Origin of the sequence: Gracilibacillus salitolerans (assembly GCF_009650095.1) — a bacterium.
Lineage (GTDB): Bacteria > Bacillota > Bacilli > Bacillales > Amphibacillaceae > Gracilibacillus > Gracilibacillus salitolerans.
Genome location: NZ_CP045915.1, coordinates 176,936 through 191,445, shown reverse-complemented (window position 1 = coordinate 191,445; position 14,510 = coordinate 176,936). Strand labels below are relative to the sequence as shown.

General features: G+C 40.0%; 17 protein-coding genes. All 17 read right to left on the bottom strand.

The features are described 5' to 3' along the window. Positions 1-14: 14 nt before the first annotated feature. The 17 genes from rpmC to rpoC all read right to left on the bottom strand — a co-directional run bounded on the left by rpmC (position 15) and on the right by rpoC (position 14,470). Positions 15-215, bottom strand: a complete 201-nt coding sequence (rpmC, locus tag GI584_RS00965) for a 50S ribosomal protein L29 (RefSeq protein WP_018934219.1) — start codon at positions 213-215, stop codon at positions 15-17. After that, positions 205-639 (bottom strand): 50S ribosomal protein L16, encoded by a 435-nt coding sequence (gene rplP / locus GI584_RS00960; protein WP_100362617.1) that lies wholly within the window; start codon positions 637-639, stop codon positions 205-207. The genes rpmC and rplP overlap by 11 nt, the downstream gene beginning before the upstream one ends. 18 nt (positions 640-657) lie before the next feature. Next, positions 658-1,299, bottom strand: a complete 642-nt coding sequence (rpsC, locus tag GI584_RS00955) for a 30S ribosomal protein S3 (RefSeq protein ID WP_100362618.1) — start codon at positions 1,297-1,299, stop codon at positions 658-660. Between the two features lie 3 nt (positions 1,300-1,302). Next, positions 1,303-1,644, bottom strand: coding sequence for a 50S ribosomal protein L22 (rplV, locus tag GI584_RS00950; protein WP_100362619.1), 342 nt, complete (start codon positions 1,642-1,644; stop codon positions 1,303-1,305). Positions 1,645-1,663: 19 nt separating this feature from the next. After that, positions 1,664-1,942: a 30S ribosomal protein S19 gene (rpsS, locus tag GI584_RS00945; protein WP_100362620.1), complete on the bottom strand. Its 279-nt coding sequence runs from the start codon at positions 1,940-1,942 to the stop codon at positions 1,664-1,666. Positions 1,943-1,999: 57 nt separating this feature from the next. Next, on the bottom strand, positions 2,000-2,830 hold the full coding sequence (gene rplB / locus GI584_RS00940; protein WP_153789935.1) for a 50S ribosomal protein L2: 831 nt from the start codon (positions 2,828-2,830) through the stop codon (positions 2,000-2,002). 26 nt (positions 2,831-2,856) lie between these two features. Further along, positions 2,857-3,147 carry a 50S ribosomal protein L23 gene (gene rplW, locus GI584_RS00935; protein ID WP_100362622.1) on the bottom strand — a complete coding sequence of 97 codons (291 nt, stop codon included), beginning with the start codon at positions 3,145-3,147 and terminating at the stop codon, positions 2,857-2,859. After that, a complete protein-coding gene (gene rplD / locus GI584_RS00930) occupies positions 3,147-3,770 on the bottom strand; it encodes a 50S ribosomal protein L4 (RefSeq protein WP_153789934.1) in 624 nt (207 codons plus the stop codon). The genes rplW and rplD overlap by 1 nt, the downstream gene beginning before the upstream one ends. Before the next feature lie 25 nt (positions 3,771-3,795). Beyond that, entirely contained in the window at positions 3,796-4,425 is a 630-nt protein-coding gene (gene rplC, locus GI584_RS00925; protein ID WP_100362624.1) for a 50S ribosomal protein L3, read from the bottom strand. A 31-nt stretch (positions 4,426-4,456) separates the two neighbouring features. Continuing rightward, on the bottom strand, positions 4,457-4,765 hold the full coding sequence (gene rpsJ, locus GI584_RS00920) for a 30S ribosomal protein S10 (RefSeq protein WP_018934210.1): 309 nt from the start codon (positions 4,763-4,765) through the stop codon (positions 4,457-4,459). 242 nt (positions 4,766-5,007) lie between these two features. Further along, positions 5,008-5,733, bottom strand: a complete 726-nt coding sequence (locus GI584_RS00915; protein WP_153789933.1) for an alpha/beta family hydrolase — start codon at positions 5,731-5,733, stop codon at positions 5,008-5,010. 112 nt (positions 5,734-5,845) lie between these two features. Continuing rightward, positions 5,846-7,036, bottom strand: coding sequence for an elongation factor Tu (gene tuf, locus GI584_RS00910; protein WP_100362626.1), 1,191 nt, complete (start codon positions 7,034-7,036; stop codon positions 5,846-5,848). A 119-nt stretch (positions 7,037-7,155) separates the two neighbouring features. Continuing rightward, entirely contained in the window at positions 7,156-9,234 is a 2,079-nt protein-coding gene (gene fusA, locus GI584_RS00905; protein ID WP_153789932.1) for an elongation factor G, read from the bottom strand. 44 nt (positions 9,235-9,278) lie between these two features. After that, a complete protein-coding gene (rpsG, locus tag GI584_RS00900) occupies positions 9,279-9,749 on the bottom strand; it encodes a 30S ribosomal protein S7 (RefSeq protein ID WP_100362628.1) in 471 nt (156 codons plus the stop codon). Between the two features lie 40 nt (positions 9,750-9,789). Then, on the bottom strand, positions 9,790-10,203 hold the full coding sequence (gene rpsL / locus GI584_RS00895; RefSeq protein WP_100362629.1) for a 30S ribosomal protein S12: 414 nt from the start codon (positions 10,201-10,203) through the stop codon (positions 9,790-9,792). 99 nt (positions 10,204-10,302) lie between these two features. Then, a complete protein-coding gene (locus GI584_RS00890; RefSeq protein WP_100362630.1) occupies positions 10,303-10,554 on the bottom strand; it encodes a ribosomal L7Ae/L30e/S12e/Gadd45 family protein in 252 nt (83 codons plus the stop codon). A gap of 304 nt (positions 10,555-10,858) precedes the next feature. Then, the gene (gene rpoC / locus GI584_RS00885; RefSeq protein WP_153789931.1) at positions 10,859-14,470 is read right to left on the bottom strand and encodes a DNA-directed RNA polymerase subunit beta'; all 3,612 of its coding nucleotides are present in this window, start codon (positions 14,468-14,470) and stop codon (positions 10,859-10,861) included. Between the last annotated feature and the right edge of the window lie 40 nt (positions 14,471-14,510).

Genomic DNA, 14,510 nt, shown 5'->3' with positions numbered 1-14,510 from the left:
AACCTCCTTTATTATCAGTTATTTACGCTTAGCTCTCTTTCGCGAACAACAGTCTTCATACGTGCGATTGATTTTCGTACTTCACGTAGACGTGCTGTGTTTTCCAATTGACCTGTTGCAAGTTGGAAACGCAAATTGAAAAGCTCTTCTTTTAACGACTTGATCTTTTGTTCAATTTCGGCAGTGGTTAGTTCTCTAATTTCATTAGCCTTCATTGATTTCACCACCAATTTCTTCTCGTTTTACGAATTTCGTTTTGATTGGTAATTTGTGAGATGCAAGACGAAGTGCTTCACGCGCTACCTCTTCCGAGACACCCGCAATCTCAAACATTATCTTACCAGGTTTAACGACTGCTACCCATCCTTCAGGAGCACCTTTACCAGAACCCATACGAACCTCTAGAGGCTTAGCTGTATAAGGTTTGTCTGGGAAAATTTTAATCCAAACTTTACCACCACGCTTCATATAACGAGTCATCGCTATACGAGCTGCTTCGATTTGACGGCTAGTAATCCAAGAAGCTTCAACAGCTTGAAGACCGTATTCACCAAATGCTACTGACGTACCGCCTTTCGCTTTACCTTTCATATTACCACGATGTTGCTTACGATGTTTTACACGTTTTGGCATTAACATAATGCTTTGCCCCCTTCCTTATTTGTTGTTTTTAGTTGGAAGGACTTCTCCACGATAAATCCATACTTTAACACCAAGTTTACCGTAAGTTGTGTCTGCTTCTGCAGTTCCATAATCGATATCTGCACGCAAAGTATGAAGTGGAACAGTTCCTTCGCTATAGCTTTCCGCTCTTGCCATATCTGCACCGCCAAGACGACCTGATACTTGAGTACGAATACCTTTCGCACCTGCACGCATTGCGCGTTGGATCGTTTGTTTTTGTGCACGACGGAATGATACACGGTTTTCTAATTGACGAGCAATATTCTCAGCTACTAATTTAGCGTCTAAATCAGCTTTTTTCACTTCGACAATGTTAATGTGTACTCTCTTACCAGTTAGTTGGTTAAGTGATTTACGTAGTGCTTCTACTTCAGAACCACCTTTACCAATTACCATACCTGGTTTAGCTGTAGAAATTGAAATATTTACACGATTAGCTGCTCTTTCGATTTCAACTTTAGATACAGCACCATCTTTCAATCGTTCCTCGATATATTCACGAATTCTAATATCTTCATGTAAAAGATCCGCATAATCTTTACCTGCATACCATTTTGATTCCCAATCACGAATAACTCCGACACGAAGACCAGTTGGATTTACTTTTTGACCCACAGATTATCCCTCCTTTTTCTCAGATAAAACCACTGTAATGTGGCTTGTTCGTTTATTGATTTGTGTTGCACGACCTTGTGCACGTGGGCGGAAACGTTTCAAAGTAACACCTTCGTTTACAAACGCTTCTGACACTACTAAATTATCAGGATTCATTTCATAATTGTGCTCTGCATTTGCGATCGCAGAGTTTAGTAATTTCTCCACAACTGGTGAAGCACCACGTTGTGTATGTTTTAAAATCGCAATTGCTTCTCCTGCCTCTTTGCCACGGATTAAATCGATCACTAGGCGGACTTTACGAGGAGCAATACGAACTGATTTTGCAACAGCTTTTGCTTGCATTAGGAGTACCTCCTCTCAATTAACGTTTTGTTTTTCTGTCGTCTCCAGCATGCCCTCTATACGTACGAGTTGGAGCGAATTCACCTAATTTGTGTCCAACCATATCTTCAGTTACGTATACTGGCACATGTTTGCGACCATCATATACCGCAATTGTATGACCGACAAAGCTAGGAAAAATAGTTGATCGACGAGACCAAGTCTTTACTACTGTCTTTTTGTCATCTTCGTTCAATTTGTCGATCTTGTTCAATAAATGGTCATCTGCGAAAGGTCCTTTTTTTAAGCTACGACCCATGGATAAGCCTCCCTTCGCGATTGTCGGACGGGTATCAATGCCCGTCGTTCAACCCCGTTATTTTTTGCGTTTACGTACAATAAATTTATCCGATTGTTTGTTGCGTTGACGTGTTTTGTAACCAAGTGTTGGTTTGCCCCAAGGTGACATTGGTGATTTACGTCCGATTGGCGCACGTCCTTCACCACCACCGTGTGGGTGATCATTAGGGTTCATTACAGAACCACGAACAGTTGGGCGCTTGCCTTTCCAACGAGAACGTCCAGCTTTACCTACACTGATTAATTCGTGCTCTAGATTACCTACTTGACCTACTGTAGCACGGCATGTTGATAGTACTAAGCGTACTTCGCCTGATGATAAACGTACTAATACATATTTACCTTCACGACCTAAGATTTGCGCTTGAGAACCAGCAGATCTTGCTAACTGAGCACCACGACCTGGTTTCAATTCAATGTTATGAATGATTGTACCTACTGGGATATCTCCAAGTGGTAAAGCATTACCTACTTTAATATCTGCTTCTGGACCAGATACGATTTCTTGACCTACTTGAATACCTTTTGGTGCAATAATATAACGTTTCTCTCCATCTGCATAATGGATTAGTGCGATGTTTGCAGAACGGTTTGGATCGTACTCGATTGTAGCAACTTTGCCTGGTATTCCATCTTTGTCACGTTTGAAATCGATAATACGATATTTACGCTTGTGTCCACCGCCTTGATGACGAACTGTTAATTTACCTTGATTATTACGTCCACCACGTTTGCTCAATGGTGCAAGTAGAGTTTTTTCTGGTTGATCAGTAGTGATTTCTGCAAAATCAGATCCTGTCATACCTCTACGACCATTGGAAGTTGGTTTATACTTTTTAATCGCCATCTGTTTTCCCTCCTTTTTTATTCAAATTATAACGTTTCAAAGAAATCTAATTCTTTACTGTCTTCAGATAACTGAACAATTGCTTTTTTACGGTTAGGGCGAAATCCGCCATAACGTCCCATACGCTTGAACTTACCTTTTTTGTTCAATGTATTTACATTTTTAACTTTTACAGCAAAGATTTCTTCTACTGCATCTTTAATTTGGTTTTTGTTAGCTTCTTTACTTACTTCAAATGTGTATTTCTTTTCTGCCATTAAGTCTGCAGAGTGTTCTGTAATGATAGGGCGCTTAATAATATCACGTGCATCTGTCATTATGCAAGCACCTCCCCTGCTTTTTCAGCTGCTTCTTTCGTTAAGATCAGCTTGTCATGCGTAAGCAAGTCTAATACATTTACTTCGCTTACTGATAGTACCTTTACATTTGATAAGTTATTAGCTGACTTTGCTAACACTTCGTTTTTGTCTGCTGTGACAATCAATGCTTTTGCATCTACGTTTAATGAAGAAAGCATAGAAACAACTTCTTTTGTTTTTGGTGTTTCGATTGCAATTCCTTCTAATACTACTAAGCTATCTTCTTTTACCTTAGAAGAAAGAGCAGATTTAAGCGCTAATCTACGAACTTTCTTAGGTAGTTTGTAGCTATAGCTTCTTGGCGTAGGCCCGAATACTGTTCCACCGCCTACCCATTGTGGAGAGCGAATTGAACCTTGACGTGCACGACCTGTTCCTTTTTGGCGCCATGGTTTACGACCACCACCGCGTACGTCAGAACGGTTTTTTACCGCGTGTGTACCTTGGCGTAAAGATGCGCGTTGCATTAAAACAGCGTCATGTAGTACATGTTCGTTTGGCTCGATTCCGAATACCGCATCGTTGATTTCTACATCACCAACTTGTGATCCACTTTGATTAAATAGTGCTACTTTAGGCATGACATATCCTCCCTTCAGTTAATAATTAGTTAGCCTTTATTGCACTCGTAACCTTCACGAATGATTTTTTTGCACCTGGAACGTTACCTTTGATTAATAGAAGGTTACGCTCTGCGTCTACTTTTACTACTTCTAAGTTCTGGATAGTTATTTGCTCTCTACCCATTTGCCCAGGTAGTTTTTTACCTTTAAATACACGCATTGGGTCAATAACACCCATTGCACCAGGACCTCTGTGATAGTGAGAACCATGGGACATTGGGCCACGCGATTGGTTGTGGCGTTTAATAGACCCTTGGAATCCTTTACCTTTAGAAATACCTGTTACATCAATTTTGTCTCCTGCTTCAAAAACCTCTACGTTTATCTCTTGACCTAAATCAAATTCATCAAGATTTACGTCACGGATTTCACGAACGAAGCGCTTAGGAGTAGTATTTGCTTTTCCAGCATGTCCTTCTTCTGGTTTGTTAGTACGATTTTTCTTTTCGTCAGCGAAACCAATTTGGATTGCTTCATAGCCATCATTTTCTTCTGTGCGCTTTTGTAGCACAACGTTTGGTTCAGCTTCTACTACAGTTACAGGGATTAATTCGCCATCTTCTGAGAATAGCTGAGTCATGCCGATTTTGCGACCTAAGATTCCTTTCGTCATCCGTTACACCTCCTAGATTGTTAATTTTATATTATAGTTTAATTTCAATATCTACACCTGACGGTAAATCAAGACGCATTAACGAATCAACCGTTTTTGGTGTTGGACTTACAATATCAATTAGACGTTTGTGTGTGCGCATTTCGAATTGCTCACGAGCGTCTTTGTATTTGTGAGTCGCACGCAAGACCGTGTATACCGATTTTTCCGTTGGTAATGGAATCGGACCTGAAACTCCTGCACCTGATCTTTTTGCAGTATCTACAATTTTATCTGCAGATTGATCTAAAATACGGTGATCATACGCTTTTAAACGAATTCTGATTTTTTCTTTTGCCATTATTTTCCCTCCTTTTCGCCCATTTAGATAATAGACTTTCTCCGCGAAAATTCCTTGATACACCTGCCATGGCAAAGGGGCCGGGTGTGCCAACAACCTTTCGCATCATCGCCTGTTTTATGACCAACATTGTTTATTATATAGAAATAACGCGATGAATGCAAGATTTATATGAAATTTTTTAAGAAATTTTTTAGGTTGATTTCTTAGCCGAAAGACTTTGGTAATTATGAATGAACATATCAATCAATACTACTAATCCAACTATCTATGCCATCGATAATTTCGTTCTGCTGTTCATTCACCTTTATCACAGCATCATTATCGCCCTTTTGTGGACCATATATACCAAACTGTGCGTGGTTGCCACCTTGTATTTCAAAAAAAGCAGCTTGCTCAGAGAAGTATTCTTTACTTTCTTCAATATCATCCAGCGTAGTAAGTCCATCACGTTCTCCATATATCGATAGCATCGGCAAAGTTGTTCCAGAGAAATCTTGACTTTTGGTCGAATAGGATCCTAGGAAAAATAATCCACTTATTATTTCTTTATTCTCTTTGGTGTACATGGAAGCTGCTACTCCACCTAAAGAGTGTCCGCCTATATACCAATCTGATACTTGTTTGTATTTAGCCTGAAATTCTTTTGCTACATCCTTATCAATTATCGCAAGGTTCAAACGGAAAGTAGGTATTCCTACCACATATCCTCGTTCACTTAACTCTTGTGCTAAGTAACTATATGCTTCTGGTTCAACTTTAGCACCAGGATAAATAATAATTCCCTTTTCATAATTGGTGGTCGGCTCAAATATTAACCACCCATCTTCTTCTTCTATCTGATCCACTAATTGATAAAGCTCCCCTGTTGCTTCATATGTTTGTTGTGTCCAAATATAAAAACCAACTACTGCTATAAACAAAATAGAAAACACTATGAATATGCTGTACTTTAAAAATCTTTTCATCTGTTACTCCTATTCATGTATAATCTCTCTTTGAGTTACTTAATGTACTATTTTCTTATAATGAAAAAAAGCAGGTAGTCATAAGGCTACCTGCTTTTTATATTTTCATTGATTACTCAATGATTTCTGCTACGACACCAGCACCTACTGTACGTCCACCTTCACGGATTGAGAATTTAGTTCCATCCTCGATCGCGATTGGAGAAATAAGAGATACTGTCATTTCGATGTTATCGCCAGGCATTACCATTTCCACACCTTCTGGTAACTCGATTACACCAGTTACGTCAGTTGTACGGAAATAGAATTGTGGACGATAGTTTGAGAAGAATGGAGTGTGACGTCCACCTTCGTCTTTAGAAAGTACATAAACTTCTGCACGGAACTTAGTATGTGGCGTAATAGTACCTGGCTTAGCTAGTACTTGACCACGGTTGATGTCTTCACGTGCAACACCACGAAGTAATGCACCAATGTTATCCCCAGCTTCAGCATAATCAAGAAGCTTACGGAACATTTCTACACCAGTAATTGTTGATTTAGATGGTTCTTCAGCAAGACCGATGATTTCGATTTCGTCACCTACTTTTACAACACCACGCTCTACACGTCCTGTTGCAACTGTACCACGACCAGTGATTGAGAATACGTCCTCAACCGGCATCATAAATGGTTTTTCAGTGTCACGGTCTGGGCGAGGAATATAATCATCAACAGCATCCATAAGTTCAAGGATTGCGTTAACGTATTGCTCTTCACCTTCAAGTGCTTGAAGTGCAGAACCTTTGATTACTGGTACATCATCACCAGGGAAGTCATATTCGCTTAATAGATCACGTACTTCCATTTCAACTAGTTCTAGAAGTTCTTCGTCATCTACCATATCACATTTGTTTAAGAATACTACAATCGCAGGTACACCTACTTGACGAGAAAGTAAGATGTGCTCACGAGTTTGTGGCATTGGACCATCCGCTGCAGATACTACAAGGATAGCACCGTCCATTTGTGCAGCACCAGTGATCATGTTTTTAACATAGTCAGCGTGACCTGGGCAGTCAACGTGTGCATAGTGACGGTTATCAGTTTCATATTCAACGTGTGCTGTTGAGATTGTGATTCCACGTTCTTTCTCTTCTGGAGCACCATCGATTTGGTCGTATGCACGAGCTTCCCCGCTACCATATTTGTTGAAAAGAACGTTTGTGATTGCTGCAGTTAAAGTTGTTTTACCATGGTCAACGTGTCCAATTGTACCAATATTAACGTGGTCTTTGGAACGGTCAAATTTTTCTTTAGCCATGTATATTTCCTCCTTTAATTAAGTAAAAATGTTTTTTTATATTTTGATGTATCTCGGCTTAGACATTAGTTATCTAAGCCTATAATACAAGTTATACTGTAGATTAAGAAAAAAATCAATTATTGACCAGCATTTTTCTTAATAATTTCTTCCGCAATGCTCTTAGGAACTTCTTCGTAGTGATCGAAGTGCATAGTATAAGTACCACGACCTTGTGTATTAGAACGAAGTGCAGTTGCATAACCAAACATTTCTGCAAGTGGAACAAATGCTTTAACTACCTGAGCAGGTCCACGTGCTTCCATTCCTTCTACACGTCCACGACGGGATGTTACATCACCCATAATGTCACCCATATATTCTTCTGGAATAACAACCTCAACCTTCATCATAGGCTCAAGGATTACCGGGTTACATTTGTTTTTCGCTGCTTTAAGCGCCATAGATGCTGCTACTTTAAATGCTGTTTCATTTGAGTCAACATCGTGATAGCTACCATCATAAAGTGTTGCTTTCACATCGATCAACGGATAACCAGCTACTACACCATTTTCCAATGATTCTTTAATACCAGCTTCAACAGATGGGATGTATTCACGTGGTACAACACCACCAACGATTTTATTTACGAATTCATAACCTGCACCTTCTTCGTTAGGTTCAAATTTAACCCAAACGTGACCATATTGACCACGACCACCTGATTGGCGAACGAATTTACCTTCCACTTCCGCAGAACCACGGAATGTTTCACGGTAAGATACTTGTGGAGCACCAACGTTAGCTTCTACTTTAAACTCACGTTTTAGACGGTCCACGATGATATCAAGGTGTAACTCACCCATACCTGAGATGATCGTTTGACCAGTCTCTTGGTTTGTTTCAGTTCTGAAAGTAGGGTCTTCCTCTGCAAGCTTACCTAATGCAATTCCCATTTTGTCCTGATCAGCTTTTGATTTAGGTTCGATTGCTACTGAGATAACTGGTTCAGGGAATTCCATTGATTCTAGGATAACTAGACTTTTCTCATCACATAATGTATCACCAGTACTAGTATCTTTCAAACCAACAGCACCTGCAATATCCCCAGCGTAAACTTCATCAATTTCCTCACGAGAGTTTGCGTGCATTTGTAGGATTCGTCCTACACGTTCACGTTTATCTTTCGTAGAGTTTTTCACGTATGAACCTGATTTCAATGAACCAGAGTAAACACGGAAGAATGTAAGTTTACCAACAAATGGGTCTGTTGCTACTTTAAATGCTAGAGCAGAGAATGGTTCTTTATCGTCTGCTTTACGAACTACTTCCTCTTCAGTTTGTGGTACATGACCTTCAATTGGAGGAATATCTAATGGTGATGGTAGGTAATCTACAACACCGTCGATTAATAATTGTACCCCTTTGTTTTTGAAGGCAGATCCACAGAATACCGGATAGAATTCAACACTTAAAGTCGCTTTACGTACAGCATCTCTTAATTCATCGTTAGAGAACTCTTCACCTTCTAAGTATCGCTCCATTAGATCTTCATCTAATTCAGCTACTGCTTCGACTAGGTTTGTACGGTACTCTTCAGCTTGCTCTTTGTACTCATCAGGAATAGGTTTTGCTTCTGCACGAGTACCTAGATCATCAAGGTAGTAGTAAGCTTCCATTGAAATAAGATCGATAATTCCTTCGAATTCATCTTCAGCACCGATTGGAAGTTGTACTGGATGAGCATTTGCTCCCAGGCGATCTCCCAAAGTACCTACTGAATAAATGAAGTCAGCACCGACTTTATCCATTTTGTTTACAAAAACAATACGTGGTACACCATATGTTGTTGCTTGGCGCCACACTGTTTCTGTTTGCGGTTCTACACCAGACTGTGCATCTAGAACAGCTACCGCACCATCAAGTACACGTAATGAACGTTCAACTTCTACTGTGAAGTCTACGTGTCCAGGTGTATCGATGATGTTTATGCGGTGACCTTTCCACTGAGCAGTTGTTGCTGCAGAAGTGATGGTAATACCGCGCTCTTGTTCCTGCTCCATCCAGTCCATTTGAGAAGCACCTTCGTGTGTTTCCCCAATTTTGTGGATACGTCCCGTATAAAATAAAATACGTTCTGTTGCAGTTGTTTTACCAGCATCGATGTGTGCCATGATACCGATATTACGTGTTTTCTCCAAGGAGAACTCTCTAGGCATGAATCTTTCTCCTTCCTACATAAAAGATATTGTTAGTTAGATGATTACCAACGATAGTGAGCAAATGCTTTGTTTGCTTCTGCCATTTTGTGCATATCTTCGCGTTTTTTAACTGATGCACCTGTGTTATTTGAAGCATCTAGAATTTCATTTGCTAAACGCTCTTCCATTGTTTTTTCGCCGCGAAGACGAGAATAATTCACAATGTAACGTAAACCTAATGCTTGACGACGTTCTGGTCTAACCTCAACTGGTACTTGGTAGTTGGAACCACCAACACGACGAGCGCGCACCTCAAGTACTGGCATAACGTTTTTCATTGCTTGTTCAAATACTTCCATAGCGTTTTGTCCACTACGTTCTTGAACTAATTCGAAAGCACGATACAGAATCTTTTGTGCTTTACCTCTTTTTCCATCAATCATAATTTGATTGATTAGACGTGTAACAAGTTTTGAGCTGTATAACGGATCTGGTAAGACATCACGCTTTGGTACTGGTCCTTTACGTGGCATATCTTCCCCTCCTTTCTATTTATGTTTTTATAAGGAAAGCTTATTTTTTAGGTTTTTTCGCACCGTATTTTGAACGGCCTTGCATACGTCCTTCTACACCTGAAGTATCAAGCGCACCACGAACGATGTGATAACGAACCCCTGGTAAGTCTTTTACACGACCACCACGGATTAATACAACACTGTGTTCTTGCAGGTTGTGACCAATTCCAGGAATATAAGCTGTAACCTCGATTTGGTTTGACAAACGAACACGTGCATATTTACGAAGTGCAGAGTTCGGTTTCTTTGGTGTTAGTGTACCTACACGAGTACATACTCCACGTTTTTGTGGGGAAGATTGGTCAGTCGCTAATTTCTTACGACTATTGTACCCTTTATTTAAAGCAGGTGAGTCTGATTTTTTACCTTTAGACACACGGCCTTTTCGTACTAATTGATTAATAGTTGGCATCTATTTTTCCTCCTCTCTGTTCTTGAGATGTAATACCACACATCCAGGTGGTTCATAATAGAGCAAAAAACAAAGTCTTCGCAAATATTTGCCAAAACTTTATTGTTTGATCACCACTGTTGCTGCACCGACATCGATTCCGCAAACTTTTCCCAACTCTTTCATAGAGTCCACATAGGAATAAGGGACATTATGTTCAGATGCAACTCGTGAGACTTTACTAGTGATATGCAAATCAGCATCACTAGCAATAATCACTTCTTTTGCATAACCATTTTTAATGGCTTTTAAGACTTGTTTTGTTCCGATTATCTTTTCAGTATTTACCTGTGCCACTTTTTCATAAGACATCTGCATATCCTCCAAAGTAACAAGGATAACGGAAGCACCTTAAATATACTATCATCACAAAAAATTAATGTCAACTTTTATTTGTAAAAATAAATAATTATTTAAAGTGTTTCTCAGATACCTTGTTTTCCTTCAAGTAAATGTAAAATGTGGATTACCTGCAATGAACATTACAGGTAATCCGATTTTATTGTTGTCTAGCTCTGACACCCAGCGACTAGTAAAACCTGTAGAAAGTCAATAGAGATCTACCTGTATTTCGGATGCAGTCCATCCATCGCTAAACGGGCGCTTTTCGCTTTACTTACTGTATTACTTCTTCCGAGTCTGTCTCTTCAGCTTGTGTAGGATCAACAGCTAGTTTTTCCTGGATGCGACGATAGCGTTGCATACCAGTACCTGCTGGCACAAGCTTACCAATAATAACATTCTCCTTGAGACCAAGCAATTCATCTCGCTTACCTTTGATTGCTGCATCTGTTAAGACTCTTGTAGTCTCTTGGAAGGAAGCAGCGGATAAGAATGAATCTGTTTCAAGAGATGCTTTGGTAATACCAAGTAGCACCGGACGACCCACAGCTGGTTGACCACCTGTTACTAACGCTTGTTTGTTTGCATCTTTGAACTGGTGTATTTCCAGTAGAGATCCTGGTAATACCTCTGTATCTCCGGAATCAGCAACTCGTACTTTGCGAAGCATTTGTCTTACCATAACTTCGACGTGTTTATCGCCGATTTCCACCCCTTGCATACGGTATACTTTCTGTACTTCTTTTAATAAGTAAGATTGTACGCCGTCGATACCTTTAACTTTTAATAATTCTTTTGGATCAATAGAACCTTCTGTAAGTGCTTGACCTGCTTCTACCTCATCTCCGATAGAAACTTTAAGTCGAGAACCATATGGCGCTGTATATGTTTTGGTTTCTACTGCACCTTGAACAACGATTTCTTGTTTGTCTTTCACTTCTGTTACATCTTGGACAGTACCGAAAATTTCGGAGATAACTGCTTGCCCCTTCGGATTACGCGCTTCGAAGATCTCTTGGATACGCGGTAAACCTTGGGTAATATCGCTACCTGCAACCCCACCAGTGTGGAATGTACGCATCGTTAACTGTGTACCAGGCTCACCAATAGATTGAGCGGCAATAATACCTACAGCTTCGCCTACTTCTACTTCCTCGCCAGTAGCTAGGTTACGACCATAACATTTTTTGCATGCGCCATGTTTTGTGTTACAAGTGAAGGCAGTTCGGATTGTTACTTCATCGATCCCTGCTTCTACTATTTCCTTCGCTATATCTTCAGAAATGACATCGTTTTTCGCAACGATTAATTCATTTGATTCAGGATGCTTCACATTTTGGAATGCCGTTCTACCGATCAGACGATCAATAAGTGGCTCGATCATTTCTGTACCTTCTTTAATAGCAGATACAGTTAAACCACGGTCTGTTCCACAATCTTCTTCACGGATAATCACATCTTGGGCAACATCAACAAGACGTCTTGTTAAATAACCAGAGTCTGCTGTCTTAAGAGCTGTATCGGCAAGACCTTTACGAGCACCGTGTGTAGAAATAAAGTATTCTAATACTGTTAAACCTTCACGGAAGCTTGACTTGATCGGTAATTCGATAATTCGACCAGCCGGGTTTGCCATTAACCCACGCATACCTGCTAGTTGTGTAAAGTTAGATGCGTTACCACGTGCACCGGAATCACTCATCATAAAGATTGGGTTACTCGGATTCAAGGATTTCATTAACTTCTCTTGAATTGTATCTTTAGCTTGTGACCAGATAGAAATAACGCGGTCATAGCGTTCTTCATCCGTAATTAAACCTCTACGGAATTGTTTCAATACTTTATCTACTTTATCTTGAGCCTCTGTCAAAATTTCTTCTTTTTCAGCAAGCACGACAATATCTGACACACCTACTGTGATACCAGCTTTTGTAGAATAAGCAAAACCTAAGTCTTTCATACGGTCCAGCATTTTTGAAGTTTCACTGATCTTAAACTTCTTGAATACTTCAGCAATGATATCACCGAGAATTCCTTTTTTAAATGGTGGGATAATATCTCGTTGAGCGAATTCTTCTTTAATGTTAGCTCCAGGTTCAACGAAATACTTATCTGGTGTTGCAACCTCTAAGTTTTGTTGCGTTGGCTCATTCATATACGGGAATGATTCTGGTAACATATCATTAAAGATTAGCTTACCAACAGTAGTGATCATTAATTTATTTCGTTGTTCATCAGTAAATGCTTCTTTATTTAGTGAAGCTGGTTGAATCGCAACACGCGTGTGTAAATGTACAAAACCATTATGGTATGCGATTAATGCCTCATTTAAGTCTTTAAACACCATACCTTCACCAATAGCATTCTCACGTTCCATTGTTACGTAATAGTTACCAAGTACCATATCCTGTGAAGGTGTAACAACTGGTTTACCATCTTTCGGATTCAGAATGTTTTGTGCTGCAAGCATTAAAATGCGAGCTTCTGCTTGTGCTTCTGCCGATAAAGGAACGTGTACCGCCATTTGGTCACCATCGAAGTCTGCGTTATATGCAGTACAAACAAGCGGGTGTAAACGAATAGCACGACCTTCTACGAGCGTCGGCTCAAACGCTTGAATACCTAAACGGTGTAAAGTTGGGGCACGGTTTAACAGTACAGGGTGTTCTCTAATAACATCTTCTAAGACATCCCATACTTCTTCGTGCAATCTCTCAATTTTACGTTTTGCTGATTTAATGTTGTGAGCTAATCCACGCTCTACTAATTCTTTCATGATAAACGGCTTGAATAATTCAACAGCCATTTCCTTCGGCAGACCACATTGATACATCTTTAAGTGTGGGCCTACAACGATTACGGAACGACCTGAATAGTCAACACGTTTACCTAATAAGTTTTGACGAAAACGACCTTGTTTCCCTTTTAACATATGGGATAGTGATTTTAACGGACGGTTACCAGGACCCGTTACGGGACGTCCACGGCGTCCGTTGTCGATCAATGCATCTACTGCTTCTTGAAGCATGCGTTTTTCGTTTTGCACGATAATGCTAGGTGCTCCAAGGTCAAGAAGTCGTTTCAGACGGTTGTTACGGTTGATTACACGGCGGTATAAATCGTTTAAGTCAGAAGTTGCGAAACGACCACCATCTAATTGCACCATTGGTCTTAATTCAGGTGGAATGATCGGTAGGACATCCATAATCATCCAGCTTGGATCATTACCAGAGTTACGGAATGCTTCTAACACTTCTAGACGTTTAATTGCACGAGTTCTTCTTTGACCTTGTGCAGATTTTAATTCTTCGCGTAACAACTCTACTTCTTTATCAAGATCAATATCTTGTAAGATTCTTTTGATAGCTTCAGCACCCATTTGGGCTTTGAAGGAATTACCGTATTTATCACGATAAGCACGGTATTCTTTTTCGGATAATAATTGTTTTTTTTCTAATGCTGTATCACCAGAGTCTGTCACGATATATGCTGCGAAGTAAATAACTTCTTCTAGAGCTCTAGGTGACATATCCAACACTAATCCCATTCGACTTGGGATACCTTTGAAGTACCAAATATGTGATACAGGTGCTGCTAGTTCAATGTGCCCCATGCGTTCACGGCGAACTTTTGCTTTTGTTACTTCCACACCACAGCGATCACATACGACACCTTTGTACCTTACACGCTTATACTTTCCACAATGACATTCCCAGTCTTTTTGTGGACCGAAGATACGTTCACAAAAGAGGCCATCTTTCTCTGGTTTCAGTGTACGGTAGTTAATAGTTTCAGGCTTTTTCACTTCACCAAATGACCAAGAACGGATTTTATTTGGTGATGCTAATCCGATTTTCATAAATTCAAAATTATTTACATCTAACAAGGGGTTAACCTCCCTTTTAGTCTTTTGGTTTTCGTTCGCT

Excerpts from the sequence above, each read along its gene's own strand:
- rpmC (WP_018934219.1), bottom strand. The coding sequence starts at position 215 with ATGAAGGCTAATGAAATTAGAGAACTAACCACTGCCGAAATTGAACAA.
- rplP (WP_100362617.1), bottom strand. The coding sequence starts at position 639 with ATGTTAATGCCAAAACGTGTAAAACATCGTAAGCAACATCGTGGTAAT.
- rplV (WP_100362619.1), bottom strand. The coding sequence starts at position 1,644 with ATGCAAGCAAAAGCTGTTGCAAAATCAGTTCGTATTGCTCCTCGTAAA.
- rpsS (WP_100362620.1), bottom strand. The coding sequence starts at position 1,942 with ATGGGTCGTAGCTTAAAAAAAGGACCTTTCGCAGATGACCATTTATTG.
- rplB (WP_153789935.1), bottom strand. The coding sequence starts at position 2,830 with ATGGCGATTAAAAAGTATAAACCAACTTCCAATGGTCGTAGAGGTATG.
- rplW (WP_100362622.1), bottom strand. The coding sequence starts at position 3,147 with ATGACAGATGCACGTGATATTATTAAGCGCCCTATCATTACAGAACAC.
- rplD (WP_153789934.1), bottom strand. The coding sequence starts at position 3,770 with ATGCCTAAAGTAGCACTATTTAATCAAAGTGGATCACAAGTTGGTGAT.
- rplC (WP_100362624.1), bottom strand. The coding sequence starts at position 4,425 with ATGACGAAAGGAATCTTAGGTCGCAAAATCGGCATGACTCAGCTATTC.
- rpsJ (WP_018934210.1), bottom strand. The coding sequence starts at position 4,765 with ATGGCAAAAGAAAAAATCAGAATTCGTTTAAAAGCGTATGATCACCGT.
- GI584_RS00915 (WP_153789933.1), bottom strand. The coding sequence starts at position 5,733 with ATGAAAAGATTTTTAAAGTACAGCATATTCATAGTGTTTTCTATTTTG.
- tuf (WP_100362626.1), bottom strand. The coding sequence starts at position 7,036 with ATGGCTAAAGAAAAATTTGACCGTTCCAAAGACCACGTTAATATTGGT.
- fusA (WP_153789932.1), bottom strand. The coding sequence starts at position 9,234 with ATGCCTAGAGAGTTCTCCTTGGAGAAAACACGTAATATCGGTATCATG.
- rpsG (WP_100362628.1), bottom strand. The coding sequence starts at position 9,749 with ATGCCACGTAAAGGACCAGTACCAAAGCGTGATGTCTTACCAGATCCG.
- rpsL (WP_100362629.1), bottom strand. The coding sequence starts at position 10,203 with ATGCCAACTATTAATCAATTAGTACGAAAAGGCCGTGTGTCTAAAGGT.
- GI584_RS00890 (WP_100362630.1), bottom strand. The coding sequence starts at position 10,554 with ATGTCTTATGAAAAAGTGGCACAGGTAAATACTGAAAAGATAATCGGA.